Origin of the sequence: Levilactobacillus namurensis, from assembly GCF_032197885.1 — a bacterium.
GTDB classification, from domain to species: Bacteria; Bacillota; Bacilli; order Lactobacillales; family Lactobacillaceae; genus Levilactobacillus; species Levilactobacillus namurensis_A.
Window position 1 is genome coordinate 2,189,178 of the sequence record NZ_CP134159.1, and the last position, 21,431, is coordinate 2,210,608.

Genomic DNA, 21,431 nt, shown 5'->3' on the forward strand with positions numbered 1-21,431 from the left:
CTCCTTCTATTTAAACCGCTAGGCAATTAAGCCTGTGGCGTGTTGGTCAAGGTCCAAGTCAGCGTCGACTGGTAGTCGCCAGCAACGTTCCCGGCCTTCAAGTCCAGCTTCGCTGTGTCATAAGTGGTATCGAACGAGCCGACCCCTTCCTTACTTTCAGCGTTGTAGGTCGCCCCAATGACCTTTTGGTTAGCCGTAGCACTTCCCGTGTTAAAGATCAGAGACGTACTCAGGTCGGATGGTAATTGCGACGTACCGGCAGCTACCACTTTCCCGCCGGACAGGGTCAAGGTACTGCCGCCAATGATATCTCCGTCGGAACTGGCGAACTTTTCAGCGGCGACTTGCACGTCCCAGCTAGTCTTATGCCCTGCGTTAACCACCGTCAGCTTCCCATCATTGGTCCCGGTATGGGCACCAGCATCGATGGTTCCGCTAATGGTTTGGTCTTTTCCGTCAATTTCAGTGCTAGGTACTGTCACGTAAGGTGCCGCCTTTAACGTGACGCCCCCGGCACCTGGGTTTTCCGGATCTTCGCCAGCCGTTAACGTGACGTTCCCCGTCGTACTTTGGGTAGTTGACGCGGTTCCTTCGTCCGCTGCGTGAGCCGTGGTCACACTAGTCAAGCCGATTCCGGCGATTAAAACGACGGATGCAAGTAATTGTCGTGTCTTCTTGGTCATGATATTTTCCACTCCTCGATTTTATGATCTCTTTTTAGGATTTTTCGGTTGCGACGCGGATGTTGCTCCCCGTCGACTTAAGTGCCAGACCCCCAACATCAAACACAGGATGATGCCCAGCAGGGAGGCCAAACCCAGCCACTGTCCTTCCGATAATTGCGGGAGTCGCCCCGTTGGTTGGGCACTGGCCGCTTGCTGGCCGGTCGTTGCGGAGGGGGATGCGGCACTGCCCGCAGAATCCCCCGGCGCCGATGGGTGGTGGTCCGTGGACCCCGTAGACCCCGTTGCGCCAGACCCGCCACTCACTAAGTTTCCATCGCTACCGGAAGTCACACTGGAAGCAGATGGCGTCAGCTTCACCTGATATTGGGATTGCTGAGCATCGGTCGCGGCTTGAACCGGCGTGACGCCGCCCCAGCACCAGAGCAACCCGACTAGTAACCAACCGAACCATTTTAGTCGCATCACAATTCCTCATTTCTCAGCAACGTTCCGTGGGGGACTCGGCCGACCTTTCGAAATTAACGTGGTTGCCGAGTTCCGCAAACTCGAACGTTCAGGGTAAAGCGTCGTTATTTTGGGTGTTACCTTTTGAACTCATCGATGATTCATGAGCATCTTAGCACGCCCCATTGGTTTTTGTCCACAATTAGCAATGTGTGAGATAAAATATTTCTGAGCAAGATTTGAAAACCCTATCGTATCAGTAGTTTAGCCATCTAACTGTTGCTTTCAAAAAACGATGGATTTCCTTTGATAATTGACTTAGAGACCCATTGCCCCCTTTAGTTAATTAGCAACTGTCCTTTAAGGCTTAGTCTCTAACCAGCATATAGTCTTTTATAATTATAGTATGAAACTTACAATGATTAAATTCATTATCACGTGCCAACGAAGAGGGGACCCAAAAAGCCGCTGGTTCAAGGGACCTTCCCTTGAACCAGCGGCTATCCTGTACCACATTTAGTTATTAAAACCACCGGCAAACCCTTTTCGCACGGATTCGGGCGCCTGTCGGTAAGCCATCTGTTGGACGTACTTGCCCCGAATCATTAACCGGTTGGCCCCCGTCGCATCACAGGTAATCAGCGTAACCAGCTTTTGCTTAGTCGGGGCCACCACCTGGACATCGGTTGCGGCGATGAACTTCCGCACGGTGACCTGGTATTCGTAGACCTTGCTGGCGTTAGTCAGATAGATCTTCTGTCCCACCTTAGTCTTGTAATATAGAGGACTGAACAGGATCGAGTGCGAGACCATGTGGTGCCCCGCCAACGGATAGTTGTTCTCCCCCATCTTCTGGTCTGGCCGCATGGTTCCCGCGGTCAACGCCAAGACGGGGTTGCTGACCCCCTTGGCAATCGGCAAATGAATCTTCGATTGCGGAATATAGATTTGACCGACCACGTGAATCTCCTTAGAGTTTAAGCGCGCTTTCGCAACCGTCTGGAAATCCAGCGACTTGACCTTTTTAAAGTCGTACGATGCTTTCTTGCGCTGATTTTTCTTAACGGACTGTCGCGTGACTTCGGGTTGATAAGTCGCGACCAGCCACTCTTTGATCTGCTCGTTAAAAATCAGGCCCAGTGAGATCAAGATCAACACGATAAACCCAAGCGTCCCCCACCAGCGCCGCTTGGTCTTCTTAACACTTTGCTTTTTTGCCATGTGCTTCGCTCCTTCCCCAAGTCCTTCTTGATTCTACCCCACCCAAGCCACCGGCGTCCACTCCGACCCTTCCGTGACCGCACGACCCCACGCTCCGTTGGGCCCTAAATTGCGTTTACGGAGGGCACAAAAAAAGCCACCGCCAAGCGGTGACTCTTCAAGTTTTGCTTTAGTTGTTGGACAAACCGTACTTCTTGTTGAATTTGTCGACCGCACCATCGGCTTGGGTAAACTTTTGCTTACCCGTGTAGAATGGGTGAGAGTCAGACGTGATTTCAACACGAATCAATGGGTAAGTGTTGCCATCTTCCCATTCGATGGTTTCGTCTGAAGTTGCCGTAGAACCGGACAAGAACTTGTAGCCGGTAGAAGAGTCTTGGAAGACCACTTCACGGTAATCTGGGTGAATGCCTTGTTTCATAATGTAATACGCTCCTTTTGCCCTGAAACATTGACTGCTTCAGAGATTGATTTAATCGTCAACCGTCACATTATAGCATGAAACTTGACAGTCGGCAATGTTAATCTTGGCCGTCTTCGACTAAGCTGTGAGTATTGACGATGCTCACCCGCGCATTTAACGCGGTTAACTTATCGACGATGCGGTCATAACCCCGTAAAATATTGTCGGCGTCGTTGATCACGGTGGTGCCCGAGGCCATCAGCCCCGCAATCACCAGCGAAGCTCCCGCCCGAATCTCACCGGCTTGAACTTCACTCCCCTCTAAGTGGTCCGTGGGGTCGACGATGATGGTGCCATTTTCAGAACGAATCTGGGCGCCCATCTTCCGTAACTCCGCAATGTGCTTGATTCGCTTAGGGTAGATGGTGTCAATCACCACACTGCTCCCGTTCGCCCGCAACAGTAGCGGCGTCAACGGTTGTTGGAGATCCGTGGCAAACCCTGGGAACGGCATGGTCTTAACCTGAATCGGCTTCAAGTGTTCTGAACGAGGAACGTAAATGCTGTCCTCATCGATCTCCAGTTGGACGCCCATTTCAATCATCTTCGCCGTGAAAGATTCCAAGTGTTCTGGAATCACGTTCTTGACCACCACACCGTCTCCGATTGCAGCAGCCATGGATAAGTACGTCCCGGCTTCAATCCGGTCCGGGATAATCGTGTGCGTATTCATCGCCCGTAACGTGGTGACCCCTTCGATCCGGATCACGTCTGTTCCGGCGCCCCGCACATGCGCGCCCATGTTGTTTAAGAACGTCGCAATATCAATAATTTCTGGTTCTTTCGCGGCGTTTTCAATCACCGTGGTTCCGGTCGCTTTGACTGCCGCCAGGATCGAGTTGATCGTTGCCCCGACTGAGACCACGTCCAAGAAGATGCGGGCGCCGTGCAAGCCAGCGGGTCCTGTGGTAATGTGCACCGTGTTATCGTGTTCTGTCACCGTAGCGCCGAGGGCCTTGAAAGCCTTGATATGCTGGTCGATAGGCCGTGGACCAATGTTATCGCCACCAGGAAAACTCAGTGTGGCGCGTTGGAACCGTCCCAATAACGACCCCATAAAGTAGTACGATGCTCGTAAACTTTTGATTGCTTTACTCGGTAGTGGGGCCTCTACGATTTCAGTAGGGTCAATGGTCAGAACCCCGTCTTCGAACGCCGAATGGACGTTCATTGATTTTAAAATCAGCATCAGATTGTGGACATCCAGAATATCCGGGACCATATCAAAACGAACCGGCGTATCCGCTAAAATCGCGGCCGGAATGAGCGCAACTGTGCTATTTTTGGCGCCGCCAATCGTCACCTCACCGGTGAGTCGTTGGCCGCCATCGATTATCATTTTTTTCATCGTGATGCGATCCTCACTTAAACTTATCTCTCATAGATGACTCCAGTACAGTCAGCTATAATGATAAATAATCCCGAACAAAAAGACAACCATTTCTAGGGTTTTCACTAAAATTGTAATATAGACGAAGAAACGCGGAACCTTCCTATTTCTAGGATGATTCCGCGTTTCTGGTACCAGATTGGTCAAAAGACGGTTGCCAAATCTCGCCACGCCTGCGGGCTTGGTCCGCAAGTAAAATCACGGTTAAACCGCGTCCGCTCGGTGTTTTTCTGTTGACTTGGCTTTCCAACCATACGATGCGCCGCCCGACTTTCCCGAACGATTCGCTCGGTCCGGCCTACCGCAGAACATAGCGTTCCCCAGCTAATGCAAGTTATGACTTGCACCCACCGTCCCGGTCAATTTCTCATTTAATTTTAATAAAATTCGCGTTAAGCTTGGGCTTCTTGGCTTGCCGCCGCAATGAAGTCCCGGAACAGTCCTTCTGGACGGTCTGGCCGTGACAAGAATTCTGGGTGGTATTGGGCCGCCACGAAGAACTTCTTCTTCGGCAATTCAATCACTTCAACCAGGTGGTCATCAGGTGACGTCCCGGAGAAGACCAATCCCTTGGCCGCCATTTCGGCCCGGTATTGGTTGTTGAATTCGTAACGGTGACGGTGCCGCTCTTGGATAATGTCTTGGTTATCGTAAGCCTTAGCAGCGACACTACCCTTCTTCAACTTGCAAGGGTAGAGACCCAACCGTTGGGTCCCGCCCATCTCATGAACGTCGGCTTGGTCAGCCATCAGGTCAATGATCTTGTGCGTAGTGTCCGGATCCATTTCCGTCGAGTTCGCGTCCTGGTAACCCAGAATATCCCGAGCGAATTCGATGCTGGCCACTTGCATCCCCAAGCAGATCCCCAAGAACGGCACGTCCTGTTCGCGGGCGTACTTGATGGCGGTGATCATGCCTTCGATCCCCCGATCGCCGAACCCACCAGGGACGATGATCCCGTCCATGCCTTTCAGGATTTCAGCCACGTTGTCATCCACAATCTTCTCGGCATCGATCATGTGCAGGTCAATCTTGGCATCGACCGGTAAGCCCGCGTGTTGTAAGGCTTCGGCCACGGAGATGTACGCATCGTGCAGTGCGACATACTTACCGACCAGCGCAATCTTGATGGTCCGCTTCAGGTTCAACATGTGGTCGACCATCTTGGCCCAACCCGTCATGTCGGCCTTAGGTGCAGTCACGCCAAAGTGTTCCAGAATCAAGTTGTCTAGTCCTTGTTCCTGCAACTTCAACGGGATCGAGTAGATGGACGGCACGTCCATGGATTCCACAACGGCCGCAGGCTTCACGTCACAGAACAACGCAATCTTTTGCCGCATCGCATCCGTGATGGGCTTTTCCGTCCGGACTACCAGGGCGTTGGGTTGAATCCCGATGCTCCGCAATTCACGGACAGAATGTTGCGTTGGCTTAGTCTTCATTTCGTGCGCCGCGTGTAAGTATGGCACCAGTGTGGTGTGAATGTAGAAGACGTTCTCGTCGCCCACTTCGCTCTTCATCTGCCGAATCGCTTCCAGGAACGGTTGGGATTCAATATCCCCAACGGTCCCACCGATTTCAGTAATCACGAAGTCCGCGCCCAGCGTCTTGCCGGCCCGCATGATCTTCTCCTTGATCATGCCGGTAATGTGCGGAATCACTTGTACCGTGGCGCCCAAATAGTCGCCCCGGCGTTCCTTTTCCAAAACTTCCGAATAAATCTTACCAGTCGTGACGTTCGAGTACTTGTTTAAGTTGTTGTCAATAAACCGCTCGTAATGACCTAAGTCCAAATCCGTTTCGGTCCCATCGTCGGTCACGAAGACTTCCCCGTGTTGGTAAGGACTCATCGTGCCCGGATCCACGTTAATGTACGGATCGAATTTCTGAATGGTTACGTTTAGGCCCCGGTTCTTTAACAGCCGGCCCAGAGATGCTGCCACAATCCCTTTACCTAATGATGATACGACGCCGCCAGTCACAAAAATATATTTGGTCATGTGCAAACTCCTTGTAAGATTATTTAGGGTCGTTCGGTCGTGGTTGTTTTCCCCGCCGCTCTCAGGTCTCTGGCCCCGCCCCAGCTGAAAACACCAGCTCGCGGTCCGTGGTCCAATCCCCGATGGCTAGGGGTGGAAACAAATAAAAAGCTCCCTATTCGTTGGAATAGGGAGCTAACTTCACCGTTCAGTTGTCCTTACGATAAATCGTAGGGAGCCCAAAAAATATAGTAACTGTTTTTGACGAACAGGTCAAGCATTCGGCGCGATTATTTTTGATCGTCGTCGTTTTCGTCATCGTCGTCTTCTTCGTCATCATCGGCGGAGAAGTCCAGGTCGTCGGCGTCATCGTCTGGCGCGTCCATCTGTGACAACTGGTCTTCGATACCTTCGGGAATATCCTCGGTGTCGTCTTCCTCGTCGTCATCGTTGATGCCCAACCCGTTTTGCAACTTACCCAGATCTGGCGTGCCATTACCCGTGGCGTCGTCATCATCGTCATCGTTGGCGTAACTGGTGTTGGAGTCATCTTCCGAATCGTCGTCATCGTAATCGATCACGTCGTCGTCATCCGTAGTGTCTGCCAAGAAGGCGTTGACCTTCTTACGCTTCTTACGCTTAGGTTGGTCCTCGTCCTCTTCCGCGTGGACCGTCGCTTCATCGATGGATTCAAACGGATACCAAGTTCGCAGTCCCCAAAGGTTATCACCCAGAGAAATGAAACTACCGTCAACGTTTAAATCCGTATAAAATTGGGACAGCCGTTCACGAATTTCTTTATCGCTGTCACCCAGGTACGTCTGAACGGCGTTTGCCAGGTCGGCAAAGGCCATCACGTCGCCATGTTGAGACAAGATGGCGTGGGCAACCTCAATCATTGATAATTCCTTTTTATTCTGGCCCTCAAAGACTTTTAATTCCAAACTGGTGCACGTCCTTTCCACAGTCTACGAAATATAATACGCGCTTATGCCGTAAATTGCAATCGAATCTTGTAGTTTCCGACCAATTCTTCCCCGGCATACAGCAAATAGTCAATCTTGACGTTCCCGCTGAACGGCCGCTCCTGAAAGCTGGTCTCCAAAAACGGGGTGACCGTCTCGATGGGCATGATCCCGTACGGCGTCTGGTAACGGGCGGTCACCCGCTTACCACTGATAAAGTGTAACCGCAGTTCCGCCTCGGCGTTGCGCGTCAAGTGGACCGCGCCATCCGGGGTGAACTTCATGGTCACTGGTGTCTGCTCATGGGGCTCCTGATTGGGCTCCAGGTAGCGCAGGTAGAGGTTATCCCCCATCTGAACCAGTTGGCCGTCCACGTCCAGACGGTAATCCGAAACATCGTCGTCTTGTTTAATGTGGGTCTCCAAGTGAATGGCTACGGGAACACCCGCTGAGAGTTGATTCATCTCGGTCCTTCCTTCCTTCAGGTCAAGTCACGCACAGTTACTTGTGCGTATATCAAGTTTAATTATAGTTCATTTGGGGACAAAAACCCACCGGATTCTCTTGGGATTCACGGGTCGTGACCTGACGACGCAAACGTTTTCTAGTATAATGAATAAATAGGAAAACTTCTGAAAGAAGGCTGGTGTCATGTTACCCTTTGCTTTACCCACGACCACCATTCAGACGCTCACCACGTCCATCCCCGCTGACCAAAAAAATCTGGCCTTTGGGTACACCAACGCGTTACTCGACTTAATGGCCAAACAAACCCACCCCATTCTTCATTTTTGGGATATGCAACCGACCGTGATCTTGGGGCTGAAAGACAAGCGACTCCCCGACTTAGCCGCCGCCGTGCGGCAAGTTCAGGGCCACGGCTATGACTGGGTCCTGCGCAATTCGGGCGGCCTCGCAGTGGTTGCCGACCCCGGAATTCTCAACGTGTCGCTCTTCAGTCCGCTGACCACGCCACCCATTAGCGTCGACAACGCCTACGAACAGATGATGGCGTTGGTCCGGGCGGCCTGGCCTGAATTGACCATCGCCCACTTTGAGGTCACCCATTCGTACTGTCCGGGAGATTACGACTTGAGTGTCAACGGTCAAAAGATTGCTGGCATCTCCCAACGCCGGAGCCCCCACGCCCTGGTAACCATGCTGTACCTGGGGGTCAACGGCGACCAGGCAGCTCGAGGAAGCCTGATTCGCGACTTCTACCAGGCCGGTCTCGCCCAGCAGCCCAACCAATGGGGCTTCCCCGACGTTGACCCGGCTACCATGACCACCACGTCGCAACTTTTGGGGCAGGACCTAAGCCTAGCCGATGCCCGGCAACGCTTCTTGAACGCATGCCAGGACGCTGGCTTGACCGTTACTCACCAAGAACTGGCTGCCCGACTGACGCAACCCGATTTCACCGAACGACTGGACCACGCCACCGCCCAAATGCGCCGGCGCCAACCCCGTCTGGCCATCGAATAAGGAGGTATTGCTTTTGTCATATGCTACTGCGCACTTACCGCGCGAAAAGGTCTTACGCGACCCCGTTCACAACTACATCTACGTCCAACACCAGGTCATCTTAGACCTGATCAACACCCGTGAATTCCAGCGGCTGCGGCGAATCAAGCAACTGGGAACCGCCTCGTTGGTCTTCCATGGCGCCGAACACACCCGCTTTGCCCACTGCCTGGGCGTCTACGAGATTACCCGGCGTATCTGTGATAACTTCCAGCGAAACTACCCGACTCAGACGCCGGGGGATGGCGGTTGGGACGACCGCGAACGGTTGACCGCGCTGTGTGCCGCCCTCCTGCACGATATCGGTCACGGCCCCTACTCGCACACCTTCGAGCACATCTTCCATACCAATCATGAGGCCATCACCGTGGCCATCCTGACGTCACCGGAAACGGAGGTCAACCAGGTGTTGCGGAAGGTCAGCCCGACCTTCCCCGCCGAAGTCGCTAGTGTGATCCAGAAAACCTACCCGAATCCCCAGGTGGTCCAGATGATTTCCAGTCAGATCGACGCCGACCGGATGGATTACCTGTTACGCGACGCCTACTTCACCGGCACCCAGTACGGAGCTTACGACCTGACCCGAATTCTGCGGGTCATGCGTCCCTACCAAGGCGGTATCGCCTTTGCCATGAACGGGATGCACGCGGTCGAAGACTACATCATGAGTCGCTTCCAGATGTACCAGCAGGTCTACTTCCACCCGGTCTCCCGGGCCATGGAAGTCATCTTAGACCACCTGCTTGCTCGGGCCAACCAACTCTACCAGACGGGGCAGAGTAACGAGAGCTTCACCCCCCACCTGTTACTGCCCTTCTTCAACCACGAGTTCAACTTGCAGGATTACTTGAACCTCGACGACGGGGTCCTGACCACCTACTTCACCCACTGGCGGCAATCCCCCGACGAGATTCTAGCCGACCTGGCGCACCGGTTCCTCGACCGTAAGCCGTTAAAGAGTGCGGTCTACTCCGAAGAGACCCAGTCCCTGTTGGCCCCGCTCCGGGAGATGATCCGGTCGGTCGGCTTCAACACCGACTACTACACCGCCACGGATACCAGCTACGACTTGCCCTACGACGACTCGTACGATCCCAAGATGGAACATCCTCTGACCCAGATTGAACTCCAGCAGCCCGACGGTTCCCTCGCAGAACTCTCGACGGTCTCCGACTTAGTCAACGCTTTGCGTGGTAAGTTCACCGGCGACCAACGGTTCTTCTTCCCCAAGGAAATGCTGAACCCGGGCGACAACGCCCCCGAACTCTTCCAGCCCATCTATAACGACTTCGGACGCTACATTCAAAATAACCAACTTATCCAACCAAAGGAGCACTAAACGCTATGTCCATTAAATTAATCGCTATCGACATCGATGGCACCCTGTTAAACGAAAAGAACGAACTGGCTCCGGCCACGATCGACGCCGTTCAGGCCGCCGAAGCCCAAGGTATCAAGGTCGTCCTCTGCAGTGGCCGGCCCCTCTCCGGTGTTGCGCCCTACATCAAGAAACTAGGCATCAGCGGAGACGACCAGTACGCCATCACTTACAACGGCTCCGTCGCCCAGACCGTCTCCGGTAAGATCCTGATCAACCACTCCCTGAGCTACGACGACTACATCGACCTGGAGGCCCTCTCCCGTAAGCTGGGCGTGCACTTCCAAGTCGAAACGCCCGACTACATCTACACTGCCAACAAGAACATCAGTGCCTACACCATCTACGAAAGCAACCTAGTCACCATGCTGATCCGGTACCGGGAAGTCAACGAGATGCCTCGGGACCTGACCATCTCCAAGGCCATGTTCGTCGACCACGCCCAAGAGATCGACCGGATCAAGCCGCTGATTCCCCAGAGCTTCAAGGACAAGTACTACGTGGTCCAGAGCACGCCTGTGTTCATCGAAGTCATGAACAAGGAAGCTAGCAAGGGAAACGCCTTACGGGGCTTAGCCGCCAAGTTAGGCCTATCTGCGGACGAGATCATGACGTTGGGTGACCAAGGAAACGACCTGACCATGATTGAATACGCGGGGATGGGCGTCGCCATGGGCAACGCCATCGACGAGGTCAAGCAAGCGGCTAACGCCGTGACGTTGACCAACGCCGAAGATGGCGTGGCCGCCGCCATTCGCAAGTACGCTTTAAAGTAACCTCTCAACAAGACAACAAATGAGCACCGGAAGACCCTGTCGGTCTTCCGGTGCTCATTTTTTCTGGATCACGCTTTGGGCTGATGCGGTGCCTTGTGGGTAACGGGCTTATCCGTCGCCCGCATCACATCCGCCACTTGCTGGTGATTGAGCGTCTTCATCCATTCTGAAATTTTAGCGACCCGTTTAAGCTGCTCTGGGGTCAACTGTTTCTTGGGTTGAGTCATAATGATCAGTCCATTTCTCTAAGTCTAATACGCCCAGCATAAACCCGTCGCTACCCATAACGCAAACATTCACTGTTAACGATTGGCGGATGAATCCGACCCCGGTAGCCGCTAGGGCCGTGACGCCCGTGGGCACGATTTCAAGCCTCACCTAACCCGTGAGTCTTGAAACTCGGCCTTGGCCTAAGCCGAGAAAACCCACTCGGCTAACGCCAATTTCACCGGCTGAGCCCTAGCGGCCACCGGGGTCTTACACGGTGACGGGACAATGACGATGGTTAAACCAACCACAACCGTGAGCCGTGAGGGCGGCCAGACAGGGCTCAGCCGTGAAATTTTCCTTGGTGAGCGTTCCTTAGCTCGCCTAGGAAAAGGCCCAGCTTCGAGACCGCCCTTTGGCTCGAAGTGGTGCCCACGGCGTTCCAGCCCTGTCTGGCCACCCGGTAAGGCGGATGGCCTCCATCAGTGTTCGTGGAGCCTAAATCAATGTGAGGATGATGCCGACGACGATGAGGCCCGTGCCGGATAATAGGCTGAAGCGGGCTCCCGCCGTTATCCGAATCGGGGAGTTCTTGACCGTGGCGACGTCGTGCACGTCCACCTTTTCTCCGGGCAAAGCGTCCATCCCCTTACGCCGGCGATGACGCCACCCCGTAAAGAGGTGCCCGCGGACCAAGATCAAGATGGCCCCCACCACTAAGAGGACCAACCCCACCATGAATAACAGATTGCCGCTCTCCATCAGGGGCCGTCCTAACACCCGCATGACCAGGGCGACTAAGATGCCTAGGGCGATGACGCCCGTTCCCCAGCGTTGCCAATTCTTCTGCAAACTCGCTCACTCCTTTAATCTCGTCTAAGTTCTGGTTAAACAAAAAGACCTAGGTGACGCAACCGCCCCCAGGTCTTAACTTTGTCGTGTTTTATTGTTCGCTCCCGCGGAACCGGGTGTTGAACAACGGGCTAACTGGCCGGTTTTCGTTGATCCGCTTGATGGCTTGGCCAATCAGGGGACCGACTGAAATTTGTTCGATCTTATCGATTTGCTTGTCCGCCGTTAACTGAATCGAGTCCGTCACCACTAACTTCTTAATTGGCGAGTTCTTGATCCGTTCGATAGCGGGACCAGACAAGACCGGATGGGTACAACTAGCGTAGACTTCCTTAGCCCCAGCGTCCATCAACGCCTGCGAGCCTAAGGTAATCGTCCCCGCCGTGTCGATCATGTCATCAATCATGATGCACCGCTTGCCCTTGATGTCCCCGATGATGTTCATGATTTCGGCAACGTTGGCCCGTGGCCGCCGCTTGTCGATAATCGCGATTGGGGCCTTCAAGAATTCAGCTAAGGCCCGTGCCCGGGTCACCCCACCATGGTCGGGTGAAACCACCACGGCGTCTTCGGCCAAGCCACTCCGTAAGAAGTAGTCGGCTAACAGTGGGGCCCCCATCAAGTGGTCCACCGGCACGTCGAAGAAGCCTTGAATCTGGGCCGCATGCAAGTCTAACGCTAAGACGCGCGTGACACCGGCCGTTTGGAGCATATTGGCCACTAATTTAGCCGTAATTGGTTCCCGTGAACGGGCCTTCCGGTCTTGACGCGCATACCCGTAGTACGGAATGACCACGTTGATCGTGGCAGCACTCGCCCGCCGTAAGGCATCAATCATAATCAACAGTTCCATCAAATTATCGTTGACGGGAGCTGAGGTGGATTGAATCACGTAAACGTGACTTCCGCGGACACTTTGTTCAATGTTAATCCGGATTTCGCCGTCACTGAACCGGTCCACCGACGTTTTCCCTAACTCTACACCAACTTCATCAGCAATCTTTTGCGCCAATGGTTTGTTTGAGTTTAACGCAAAAATCTTTAATTTAGGGTCAAAATATTGCGTAGCCATAATTTCCTCCAATAGCAAGTAGCTGCCAGAATCACTACCATAATTTTATGTTATCCCGTTAGGAAACACAAGCGTTTCTCTTGCCGGATTATTCCCCGCGGTACGGGAGCTTTTGATAATAGTTCGGCTTGTTGGTCTGCCGTTGCCGCGCAATCGCCATGTCGTACTGCTTAACGGCATCGGTAATCGTGGAGCCCGCCGCAATGAAGCTGTGGTCTGCGACGTCCAACGGCGCCACTAAGTTCGAGTTCGAGCCGATGAAGGCGTCATCGCCGACCACCGTCTCGTGCTTGTTCTTCCCGTCGTAGTTGACAAAGACCACGCCGCAGCCCACGTTAATGTGCTTGCCCAGCTTGGCATTGCCCACGTAAGTCAAGTGGCCCACTTTGGTGCCCTCACCAATCGTGGCCTTCTTAACTTCCACAAAGTTACCCAGGTGAACCTTTGGCCCGATGTGGGATTCTGGACGCAAATGACTGTTTGGTCCAATATTACTGCCGCTCGCCATGTCAGAATCTTCCAACAGCGACGACGTGACCGTCACGTGGTCCGCTAGCGTCGAGTTGCGAATCTCGGAGTGCGACCCGATGTAGCAGTCTTCACCGATGACCGTGTGGCCCTTCAGCTGAACGTTAGGTTCGATGATGGTGTCGGCCCCAATCTGAACATCGGCGTCGATGTAGGTGGTGTCGGGGTCAATCAAGGTCACCCCGTCACGCATGTGCTGTACGTTGATCCGGTGCCGCATGACCTTGGTCGCCACGGACAAGGCCACCCGGTCGTTAACGCCCATGGACTCGTCAAAGTCCTTCATCCGGTACGCACCCACGATGTCCCCCTGCTGCTTCAAGATTTCAATCACATCGGTCAGGTAGTATTCCCCCTGAGCGTTGTCGTTGGAGATCTCGTGGAGGGCCTTGAACAACTTCTGGTTGTCAAAGACGTAGACTCCCGTGTTGATTTCGTGGATTTCCTGTTCTTCGGAACTGGCATCCTTTTGTTCCACGATCTTTTCAACGATGCCAATGTTGTTCCGAACGATGCGGCCGTAGCCGGTCGGGTCGGGCGCCATCGAAGTCAGAATCGTGGCAGCCGCGTGCTTCGCTTCGTGGTACGCGAAAAGGTCTTCGAAGGTTTCCGCCCGGAACAATGGGGTATCCCCGCTCACGATCAGCGTGGTCCCGGCTTCATCCTTTAAGACCGGTTCCGTCTGTAAGACCGCGTGGCCAGTTCCCAGTTGCTTCGCTTGTAACACGTACTGGGTCCGGTCGCCCAAGGTCGCCTTGACCTCATCGGCACCGTAACCTACGACCGTGACCACCTTGTCCATGTGGGTCTTTTCGACCTGGGTCAACACGTGGTCGACCATCGCTTTCCCACAGACGCGGTGCAATACTTTATACAGTTTTGACTTCATCCGGGTTCCCTTACCGGCAGCCAGAATGATGGTATTTCTCGTACTCATCGGACATATCCCCTAGTTTAATTGATTGTTTTCGTCACCAAAAATCTGCGTCAGGTAATTCCCTGGCGTCACCCGAATCTGTTCATCAGCCGTCTGCACCTTCAACAGGGAAGTGTACTTACTGATGGTCCGCTGACCATCGAAGTCGCCTTCCGCAAAGACGGCGACCCCGGCCAGTTGCGAATCAAATTCATCGACTAATGAGCGCAGCCCCCCAACGGTGCCGCCGCCCTTCATGTAGTCGTCGACAATCAGGACCCGCGAACCCGGCTTGACGCTGCGCTTCGACAACGCCATCCGTTCGATTCGCTTGGTCGACCCGGACACGTAGTTGACACTCACGGTCGAGCCTTCGGTAATCTGGGAATCGTGCCGGGCAATCACGAACGGCACGTTCAGGTAGTTGGCCACGCTTTGCGCCAACGGAATTCCCTTAGCCGCAATCGTGACCACCACGTCGACCGTCTGGTTCAGGTACTGGGTCGCCAAGATCCGACCAATCTGCCGTAACGCTGCGGGCCGGCCCAAGATATCGGACATGTACACGTAGCCCCCTGGCAGGTACCGGTCAGCTGCGGACAAATCATCGATCATTTCATCCACGAACTGCTGGGCTTCTTCCCGTAAAATGTAGGGAATAAACCGCGCGCCACCGGCTGCACCGGGGACCGTCTCCAATAGTCCGGTTCCCCGGGCCTGGAAAGTGCGCTTCAGAATCGTCAGGTCTTCACTGATGGACGACTTGGCAGACTCATAGCGGGCCGCGAAGAACGTCAGCGACACCAGTTGATGCGGACGTTCCATTAAATAGCGGGTCATATCGACCAGCCGGTCACTTCTTCTGACTTTCAACCTGTTCACCTCAATTGTTTTCTTTAGCGTTAATTGTATGCTTCATTTTATCATAAATGTTCGGGTTTTTCGTGGCATTTCCGTTAGAATTCAAAATTCGTGGGGAAAAATGATGCATTTGGAACCGCTCCCCTGACTGAACGCCTCAGGTTCCCGTCAGTTCGCGAATTATTCCGCAAAATCCCCCCTAAATATCAAACGCTGTCAGCCACCACTCCGCCCCTTTTACAAAATTAATTATAAACGTCAAATTATCACGAACGTTAACTTTTCAACTGACTGTGGGCTGGTGAAACCGGCACCAATGCCATTATACCTGGAGCGGAACCAGAATACTTTGTTCACGTCCTACTGGAATCATCCCCCGTGTCCTTTCCCAAATTTCAGCATACTCGGCGGCCCTAACCAGGACCACAAAAAGGTCGTTCGGAAGCTCACGCTTCCAAACGACCTTTATCAACTATTGGTTTCGTCACAGCATTCGCAAATTACAGGGTGTCGCCCTTGGCCCGCAAGAGTTCCCCTAAGGAAGGCTGTTGCTTAGGATCAATGTGGTTTTGCTTAGCATATTCATCGACCGCCGCTTGACCGTACAGCTTAGGGTCCAACGGCATGTAGGCCGTCCCAATGGGGTCATCGTCCTTGATCACGGCGTTGACCACGATTGGCTTGGTGTTGCCCTGCGCCTGTAGGTCTTGGATGTGGTTGAAGACGTTCTCCACGTCGACCTTGTTCTTGACCGTGAAGCCAATTCCGCCTAACCCTTCGGCGACCTTGGCCCAGTCGGCCTCCGTCAGGTCGACCCCGTAGAGGTGCTGCCCCGTGGTGACCTGTTCGTTGTAGATGAAGCCGAACCGGTTATTGGTGAAGACCACGTTAATCACTGGCAACTGGTACCGGACTTCCGTGATCAGGTCGGGCGCTACCATCGCGAAGCCACCGTCACCGGAGAAGGACCAAGCTTGGGCGCCCTTAGCGGCGTTCAACGCCCCGGCTAACCCGGCTGGCAGGCCGTAACCCATGGTCGCAAACAATCCGGATAACGCGAAGCGCTGGTTCTGATCCATGGGGAGCCCACGAACGGCCCACTCGGATACGTTCCCGGTATCGACCCCGTAGATATCGTCAGGGCCGACTAAGGCAGCCACCTTCCGCATCACGGTCTCCGGTGCCAAGCCCTGGCTATCGTCTTGAGCCAGTTGCGCTAACCAAGCGTCCCAGTTCTGCTTGTTCTGCCGGTTCGCCCGCAGCCAATCGGTGGCTGGCAAGGTTTCTCCGGTCGCAATCATGGCCTGCAGGTACTGCTTGGCATCCCCTAGGACGGCGTAGTCCACGGGGACCATCTTTCCAATGTCAAAAGCGTTATCGTTCACTTGGATGATCTTGATGCCCTTTGGCCAGAACTGGGCAAACGGAAATTCGGACCCTAAGAAGAGAATCAGGTCGGTGTGCTGGAGGGCTTCGAACCCGGACTTAGACCCTAACCGGCCAAACGTTCCGATGGCGTTGGGGTGGTTGGTGGGAATCACGCCCGTGGCGGGAACCGTGTTCATGACCGGCAAGTTGAACTGCTCGCTGAACTTGACCAGTTCATCCCGCGCGCCCAGCAGGCCCCGACCGGCGTAGACCAGCGGGTGCTTAGCGGCCTTCAATAACGCCAAGGTCTTCTCGATCGCCACGGGATCAATCTGTTGCTTGTAGCTATTGGACACCAGGTTCGGGGTCTTAACGGGTTCGTAATCGATCTCCGTTGACGACAGGTTCTCCGGAATGATGACCACTGCGGGTCCCTTTTGCCGGTAAGCTTCACGGATGGCTTGGTTCACCACGTAAGGCAACTGTTCCGCGGTCGTGGCGGTCCGGTTATAGACGGCCACGTCACTGAACATCGGCGTCTCGTCCATTTCCTGGAAGTAGTTGGTGTTCATGGCCGCTTGGGGGACTTGTCCCACTAAGGCTAAGACGGGCACGTGATCCATCTTGGCATCATAGAGGCCGTTGAATAAGTGCGTCGCACCAGGACCGGCTGACCCGAAGGATACCCCGATCTTCCCCGTGTACTTGGCATCTGCCGTGGCGGCCAACGCCCCCACTTCCTCGTGGCGAACCTGAATGTACTGGATTCGATCCTTTTCTAGATAGAGGCCTTCAACGGTATGGTTGATCGACCCGCCGGGAATCCCATAAATATGGTCAACGCCCCAGGCTTCTAAAACTTTGACTAACGCTTGTCCTGCAATCATCTTAGTCATCGTGAATCGCACTCCTTTACTGATTAAGTCCCCCGCAATTAGGGGCCAAATTGATTTTACAGGACATACTATAGTCCTTATTTTTAGGAAGCACCAGTATTTTCTCTTACTTTTCGTAAGTACATTTCTTCACAACTTGAAAAGGCCTCCATTACCGTCGTTTACGGTTTAAGAAAGATTGTCTCCCTCGCATGTCTTTCTCAACTTTCCCACCAGTCACAAAAAACGCGCCCCACAGACCAACATCTGTGCAAGGCGCGTCAACTTGAATTTTAATTTTATTTCGCCGCGGTCTGGAAATGTTGCCAGATCAACGCGATGAAGTAGAATGCGGCTTCGATGGCCGCAATGAAGAACGAGACGGGATAGTTGGTCACGTAACTCAACGCCAGTCCACTCCAGACGCCCACTAAGGCCAAGACGATGGCTAAGCCCATCATGCCCCCGACCGTGTGGACGAAGTACTTGGCCGTCGCGGCAGGTAAGGTCAGGAGAATGAAGATCAGTAACGACCCCACAATCTGGGCCGCCACACTGACACTCAACGCCAGTAGGACCAAGAACGTGATCGATAACGCGTTGGTCCACAGGCCTTTGACCTGGGCCCCCGTATGGTCGAAGGAGTCAAACTTCAAGAAGCGGTAAATCACCAAGACAACCAGGAGGACCAGGAGCGACAGGACCAGCATCTGGGTCACGTCACTGGCACTGATGCCAATCACACTCCCAAACAAGATGTTGGTCGCGTAGCTGGCATTCTTATTGGCCAACGACAAGAACAGGATCCCTAACCCGATAAACAACGCCGAAATGGCGCTAGTCGCCGCTTCTCGCCGTTCGGCCCGGACGCTGAGTTGCCCCACGATGACCGAGCTGACCACCGTGAACAGGAGCATCCCGCTCAACGGCGTCCAGCCCGCAAAGATTCCAAAAGCCGCCCCGGAAAAGCCAATTTCGGAGAGCGTGTGGGTCAGAAAAGACATGTTACGGGCAATCACGAAGACGCCCATGATGCCACAGATAATCGCAATAATGGTTCCGGCCGCGAACGCATTGCGCATGAATTCGTAACTAAACACGTTCACCCCTCCAAACCTTTTCGTCCGTCAATGCCGCAATCGGTCCCTGCTCAGTTCCTTGCGGTGTCAGCATCAAGAAGTGTTGGCTGTACTTACGAGCCAACGGAATGTCGTGGGTGACAAAAAGAACGGTCAATCCCTGTTGCTGGTTCAACCATTGAACCAGGTCCAGCAACTCCGTCTTGGTCACGGGATCCAGGCTCGCCGTCGATTCGTCGAGGATCAACAGGCTGGGCGCTTCAACCAATGCTTGGGCTAAGTACGCTTTTTGCTTCTCGCCCCCCGAGGCCTGACCAATGGGCCGGGTGGCGATCTTTTCCAAGCCCGTTTCCGCCAAAATCTTGGCGACCCGCTGCCGCTCCGCGCGACTCAGCCACGGAAGCTTCCAGCCCGTCAGGTTCAACCCCACAAAGTCCCGAATCGTGAGCGGATAATCCGCATCGATATTGCGGAACTGCGGTACGTAGCCAATGCGCAGACTGGGGTCGTACACGACCTTACCCGTCGTGGGGCGGAGTTGGTGCAGAATCGTCCGCATCAGGGTGGTCTTCCCCACCCCGTTCTCCCCCACGATACTCCAGAATTCTCCGGGGCGGACGGTCAGGTTCAACTCGTTAAAAACGGGGTGGCCCGGAAAGGTCATCCCCAGATGGTTTAATTCTAAGATTGCTTGCGTCGTAGTCATTCAGACGTCCTCGCTTCCTGTTGAATCCGTAAGACTTGTCGATACTGGCCCGCCATCCACTCACGGTACGTGGTGTGCACCGGCATGGTCTCGGTAACTTTGACCACCGGCACCCGATACTTCCGGGCTAGCCGCACCATGGTCGCCACGTTATTGCTGGAGTTCTGGGTGTTCTCGACAAAAAAGGCGATTTTGTGATGTTTCAATTGGTACTGCAGGCGGGTGATGTCGGCGGGCGTGGGGTCACTGTCCTCTTCGATGGCCTGCGCAAAGTGCTGGTCACTGATGTGGTACCCCATGGCCTTCAGCGCTAGGCTAAACACGGGTTCGCTGACCGCGACCGCTTGGCCATTCGCGTGTTGCTTGATGCGCTGTGCCAACTGGGGCAAAACGGCTAACTGGCGTTGGTACGCCGCACCGCGCCGTTGGAAATCGCGGGCGTGGGCCGGGTCTAACGCGCTAAACTGCTTGACCAATTGGCGGGTCATGGTCCGCATCAGTTGCGGATCACTCCAGAGATGGGGGTTATCCCCCATCTTCCGTCCGACCAAAGTCCCCAACGTCAACGTATGAATCTGCGAATGCCCGTTAGCCGCCACTAGGCGTTCCATCCAACTGTCGTAACCCAAGCCGTTTTGAATCACCACGTTGGCCTTGGCGACCGTCTTGGCGGTCGCAATGTCGGGTTCGAAGCTCTCCGGATCAATGCTGGGACTGTTGATCACCGTGGTGACCGTCCCCGCCGAACCCAAGATTTTTCGTGCCGCTTCACCATAGAAGTCTAGGCTGGCCACCACGTGGATGCCGTCGGTCTTCGTCGTGGTCCGTTGTGAGGTGGTCGCCTTACATCCCGTTAGGAATAAGGCCAGCGTTCCCACCATTAGGAGCACCACCGTTAGCCATCTTCTGCGCCGCACAAAATCCATCTCTTTTCGTCTTAAAGTTCTGTAAATGATAATTATTACCATTTACCAGTTTATCGATTTTTGAAAGCTTGTCAATCTTTTTTCTAAATCTCTGCTTGGTCTTAACCCAATCATAACGTTTGTGGATACCCGCCAGCGTTCCGCGAACCTTAGCCTGGGCGAAGGGGCTTAGACTAGTTGCGCCCCCCGCTACCATAAATCAAGCGGGCGTCCAGACAGGAATCAGCCGTGTCTGGACGCCCGATGAGGCGGCTACGTCACCATCCTTAATGAACGTAAGGCGTTAAGAAGGCTGCGACCTTCTGGTCATACTTGGCCGGGTCAGCCGCCCTGGTCATCACGTGTTGAGCGTCCGGGTGCCGGTACTTTTGCTTGGGACCGCCCGCTGCCTGGTAGAGGATGTCCAAGTTCTCAATAGGCACCGTCTGGTCTCGGGCACCTTGAATGAAGAAAATTGGCAGTTGGGTGTGGCGCACCTGTTCGGCAATGTTGCCATCCTTCAGGCGATAGCCCGCATCTAACCGGGAGTATTGGTTCGCCAGATTCATGGTCGGCCGGGCTGGGACGTGGTACTTGTGGTGCAACCGGAACCGCGCTTCACTGTAGATCGACGCGTATCCCGAATCAGCGATTACCGCTTTAACGTTGGCCGGGAGGTCTTCGCCAGCGGTCGCCAGGACCGTTGCGGCGCCCATCGAGATGCCCATCAGGACGATTTGGACGTCGGTCCCTCGCAATTCGATCACCTTTTGAATCCACTGCTGATAATCGTGCCGGTCCAACCAACCGTAACCGATGGTGTTGCCTTCACTTTCCCCGTGAGCCCGCGCGTCCGGCATCAAAACACTATAGCCTAGGGCCGCGAACATCCGGGCATACGGCACCATCTGTTCACGCGAGTGTCCCAGACCATGGGCGACGATTACGACCCGGTTATGCACTTGCTGGTCGTTATTTAAGAACGACGCCCGTAACCGCAGCCCGTCTTGACTGGTGATTTGCCACTCACGCGGTTGTTGCATCAGATACCACGCGTTATCTTCCGCCGAGTTCTCCGCAATCGACCATTGTCGAGACTTCTGCCGTCCCTTCGCGTAGGACTTCATCCCCACGTGATAGACCGCGGCCGTCCCCGCGAGAAGTCCCACGAGACTGGTAGCCGTCAACGCCGTGGTGATTCCTGCAACTTTTTGCCAAGTTTTTGCCATATTTACC

The 21,431-nt window shown here is 54.2% G+C and carries 21 protein-coding genes; 3 read left to right on the forward strand and 18 right to left on the reverse strand.

Features of this window, described 5'->3' with window-relative positions:
- Positions 1-26 precede the first annotated feature (26 nt).
- The 8 genes from RIN67_RS10550 to RIN67_RS10585 form a co-directional block, all read right to left on the reverse strand.
- Positions 27-683, reverse strand: coding sequence for a WxL domain-containing protein (locus tag RIN67_RS10550; protein ID WP_264999958.1), 657 nt, complete (start codon positions 681-683; stop codon positions 27-29).
- Positions 684-704: 21 nt separating this feature from the next.
- Positions 705-1,148, reverse strand: a complete 444-nt coding sequence (locus RIN67_RS10555; protein ID WP_264999959.1) for a tumor necrosis factor receptor family protein — start codon at positions 1,146-1,148, stop codon at positions 705-707.
- Between the two features lie 498 nt (positions 1,149-1,646).
- Positions 1,647-2,351, reverse strand: a complete 705-nt coding sequence (locus RIN67_RS10560) for a class A sortase (protein WP_264999960.1) — start codon at positions 2,349-2,351, stop codon at positions 1,647-1,649.
- 169 nt (positions 2,352-2,520) lie between these two features.
- Positions 2,521-2,772: a type B 50S ribosomal protein L31 gene (locus RIN67_RS10565; RefSeq protein ID WP_024747924.1), complete on the reverse strand. Its 252-nt coding sequence runs from the start codon at positions 2,770-2,772 to the stop codon at positions 2,521-2,523.
- A 100-nt stretch (positions 2,773-2,872) separates the two neighbouring features.
- On the reverse strand, positions 2,873-4,162 hold the full coding sequence (locus RIN67_RS10570) for a UDP-N-acetylglucosamine 1-carboxyvinyltransferase (protein WP_056944196.1): 1,290 nt from the start codon (positions 4,160-4,162) through the stop codon (positions 2,873-2,875).
- A 434-nt stretch (positions 4,163-4,596) separates the two neighbouring features.
- Positions 4,597-6,204, reverse strand: a complete 1,608-nt coding sequence (locus tag RIN67_RS10575) for a CTP synthase (protein WP_056944197.1) — start codon at positions 6,202-6,204, stop codon at positions 4,597-4,599.
- 269 nt (positions 6,205-6,473) lie between these two features.
- On the reverse strand, positions 6,474-7,127 hold the full coding sequence (gene rpoE / locus RIN67_RS10580; protein WP_313872922.1) for a DNA-directed RNA polymerase subunit delta: 654 nt from the start codon (positions 7,125-7,127) through the stop codon (positions 6,474-6,476).
- A gap of 44 nt (positions 7,128-7,171) precedes the next feature.
- Positions 7,172-7,612: a YwiB family protein gene (locus tag RIN67_RS10585; RefSeq protein WP_264999963.1), complete on the reverse strand. Its 441-nt coding sequence runs from the start codon at positions 7,610-7,612 to the stop codon at positions 7,172-7,174.
- A gap of 187 nt (positions 7,613-7,799) precedes the next feature.
- Here RIN67_RS10585 and RIN67_RS10590 point away from each other — a divergent pair, with 187 nt between their 5' ends.
- Genes RIN67_RS10590 through yidA form a run of 3 tightly spaced genes read left to right on the forward strand, consistent with a single transcriptional unit; the run spans position 7,800 to position 10,826 of the window.
- Entirely contained in the window at positions 7,800-8,633 is an 834-nt protein-coding gene (locus RIN67_RS10590; protein WP_264999964.1) for a lipoate--protein ligase family protein, read from the forward strand.
- A gap of 13 nt (positions 8,634-8,646) precedes the next feature.
- Positions 8,647-10,011, forward strand: a complete 1,365-nt coding sequence (locus tag RIN67_RS10595; protein WP_024747930.1) for an HD domain-containing protein — start codon at positions 8,647-8,649, stop codon at positions 10,009-10,011.
- Between the two features lie 5 nt (positions 10,012-10,016).
- Entirely contained in the window at positions 10,017-10,826 is an 810-nt protein-coding gene (gene yidA / locus RIN67_RS10600) for a sugar-phosphatase (RefSeq protein ID WP_264999965.1), read from the forward strand.
- Positions 10,827-10,894: 68 nt separating this feature from the next.
- Here the strand turns inward: yidA and RIN67_RS10605 are convergent, their stop codons facing one another.
- The 10 genes from RIN67_RS10605 to RIN67_RS10650 all read right to left on the reverse strand — a co-directional run bounded on the left by RIN67_RS10605 (position 10,895) and on the right by RIN67_RS10650 (position 21,424).
- The gene (locus tag RIN67_RS10605) at positions 10,895-11,053 is read right to left on the reverse strand and encodes a hypothetical protein (RefSeq protein ID WP_264999966.1); all 159 of its coding nucleotides are present in this window, start codon (positions 11,051-11,053) and stop codon (positions 10,895-10,897) included.
- Positions 11,054-11,531: 478 nt separating this feature from the next.
- Entirely contained in the window at positions 11,532-11,885 is a 354-nt protein-coding gene (locus tag RIN67_RS10610) for a DUF3899 domain-containing protein (RefSeq protein WP_264999967.1), read from the reverse strand.
- A gap of 91 nt (positions 11,886-11,976) precedes the next feature.
- Positions 11,977-12,957: a ribose-phosphate diphosphokinase gene (locus RIN67_RS10615; protein ID WP_024747933.1), complete on the reverse strand. Its 981-nt coding sequence runs from the start codon at positions 12,955-12,957 to the stop codon at positions 11,977-11,979.
- A gap of 88 nt (positions 12,958-13,045) precedes the next feature.
- Positions 13,046-14,422, reverse strand: coding sequence for a bifunctional UDP-N-acetylglucosamine diphosphorylase/glucosamine-1-phosphate N-acetyltransferase GlmU (gene glmU / locus RIN67_RS10620; RefSeq protein WP_056944203.1), 1,377 nt, complete (start codon positions 14,420-14,422; stop codon positions 13,046-13,048).
- A gap of 12 nt (positions 14,423-14,434) precedes the next feature.
- Positions 14,435-15,274, reverse strand: coding sequence for a pur operon repressor (gene purR, locus RIN67_RS10625; protein WP_024747935.1), 840 nt, complete (start codon positions 15,272-15,274; stop codon positions 14,435-14,437).
- Positions 15,275-15,762: 488 nt separating this feature from the next.
- Positions 15,763-17,526 carry a thiamine pyrophosphate-binding protein gene (locus RIN67_RS10630; RefSeq protein WP_264999968.1) on the reverse strand — a complete coding sequence of 588 codons (1,764 nt, stop codon included), beginning with the start codon at positions 17,524-17,526 and terminating at the stop codon, positions 15,763-15,765.
- Positions 17,527-17,804: 278 nt separating this feature from the next.
- Positions 17,805-18,605 carry a metal ABC transporter permease gene (locus RIN67_RS10635; RefSeq protein WP_264999969.1) on the reverse strand — a complete coding sequence of 267 codons (801 nt, stop codon included), beginning with the start codon at positions 18,603-18,605 and terminating at the stop codon, positions 17,805-17,807.
- Positions 18,598-19,290: a metal ABC transporter ATP-binding protein gene (locus RIN67_RS10640; protein ID WP_264999970.1), complete on the reverse strand. Its 693-nt coding sequence runs from the start codon at positions 19,288-19,290 to the stop codon at positions 18,598-18,600. Before RIN67_RS10640 ends, RIN67_RS10635 begins: the two co-directional genes overlap by 8 nt.
- Positions 19,287-20,216: a metal ABC transporter solute-binding protein, Zn/Mn family gene (locus tag RIN67_RS10645; protein WP_264999971.1), complete on the reverse strand. Its 930-nt coding sequence runs from the start codon at positions 20,214-20,216 to the stop codon at positions 19,287-19,289. Before RIN67_RS10645 ends, RIN67_RS10640 begins: the two co-directional genes overlap by 4 nt.
- Before the next feature lie 266 nt (positions 20,217-20,482).
- Positions 20,483-21,424 carry an alpha/beta hydrolase gene (locus RIN67_RS10650; RefSeq protein WP_264999972.1) on the reverse strand — a complete coding sequence of 314 codons (942 nt, stop codon included), beginning with the start codon at positions 21,422-21,424 and terminating at the stop codon, positions 20,483-20,485.
- Between the last annotated feature and the right edge of the window lie 7 nt (positions 21,425-21,431).

Bases quoted from the DNA above. Each gene is read 5' to 3' on its own strand.
- yidA (WP_264999965.1), top strand. From the start codon at position 10,017: ATGTCCATTAAATTAATCGCTATCGACATCGATGGCACCCTGTTAAAC.
- RIN67_RS10550 (WP_264999958.1), bottom strand. From the start codon at position 683: ATGACCAAGAAGACACGACAATTACTTGCATCCGTCGTTTTAATCGCC.
- RIN67_RS10590 (WP_264999964.1), top strand. From the start codon at position 7,800: ATGTTACCCTTTGCTTTACCCACGACCACCATTCAGACGCTCACCACG.
- RIN67_RS10650 (WP_264999972.1), bottom strand. From the start codon at position 21,424: ATGGCAAAAACTTGGCAAAAAGTTGCAGGAATCACCACGGCGTTGACG.
- glmU (WP_056944203.1), bottom strand. From the start codon at position 14,422: ATGAGTACGAGAAATACCATCATTCTGGCTGCCGGTAAGGGAACCCGG.
- RIN67_RS10585 (WP_264999963.1), bottom strand. From the start codon at position 7,612: ATGAATCAACTCTCAGCGGGTGTTCCCGTAGCCATTCACTTGGAGACC.
- RIN67_RS10640 (WP_264999970.1), bottom strand. From the start codon at position 19,290: ATGACTACGACGCAAGCAATCTTAGAATTAAACCATCTGGGGATGACC.
- RIN67_RS10630 (WP_264999968.1), bottom strand. From the start codon at position 17,526: ATGACTAAGATGATTGCAGGACAAGCGTTAGTCAAAGTTTTAGAAGCC.
- RIN67_RS10615 (WP_024747933.1), bottom strand. From the start codon at position 12,957: ATGGCTACGCAATATTTTGACCCTAAATTAAAGATTTTTGCGTTAAAC.
- RIN67_RS10565 (WP_024747924.1), bottom strand. From the start codon at position 2,772: ATGAAACAAGGCATTCACCCAGATTACCGTGAAGTGGTCTTCCAAGAC.
- RIN67_RS10575 (WP_056944197.1), bottom strand. From the start codon at position 6,204: ATGACCAAATATATTTTTGTGACTGGCGGCGTCGTATCATCATTAGGT.
- RIN67_RS10605 (WP_264999966.1), bottom strand. From the start codon at position 11,053: ATGACTCAACCCAAGAAACAGTTGACCCCAGAGCAGCTTAAACGGGTC.
- RIN67_RS10560 (WP_264999960.1), bottom strand. From the start codon at position 2,351: ATGGCAAAAAAGCAAAGTGTTAAGAAGACCAAGCGGCGCTGGTGGGGG.
- RIN67_RS10570 (WP_056944196.1), bottom strand. From the start codon at position 4,162: ATGAAAAAAATGATAATCGATGGCGGCCAACGACTCACCGGTGAGGTG.
- RIN67_RS10555 (WP_264999959.1), bottom strand. From the start codon at position 1,148: ATGCGACTAAAATGGTTCGGTTGGTTACTAGTCGGGTTGCTCTGGTGC.
- RIN67_RS10645 (WP_264999971.1), bottom strand. From the start codon at position 20,216: ATGGATTTTGTGCGGCGCAGAAGATGGCTAACGGTGGTGCTCCTAATG.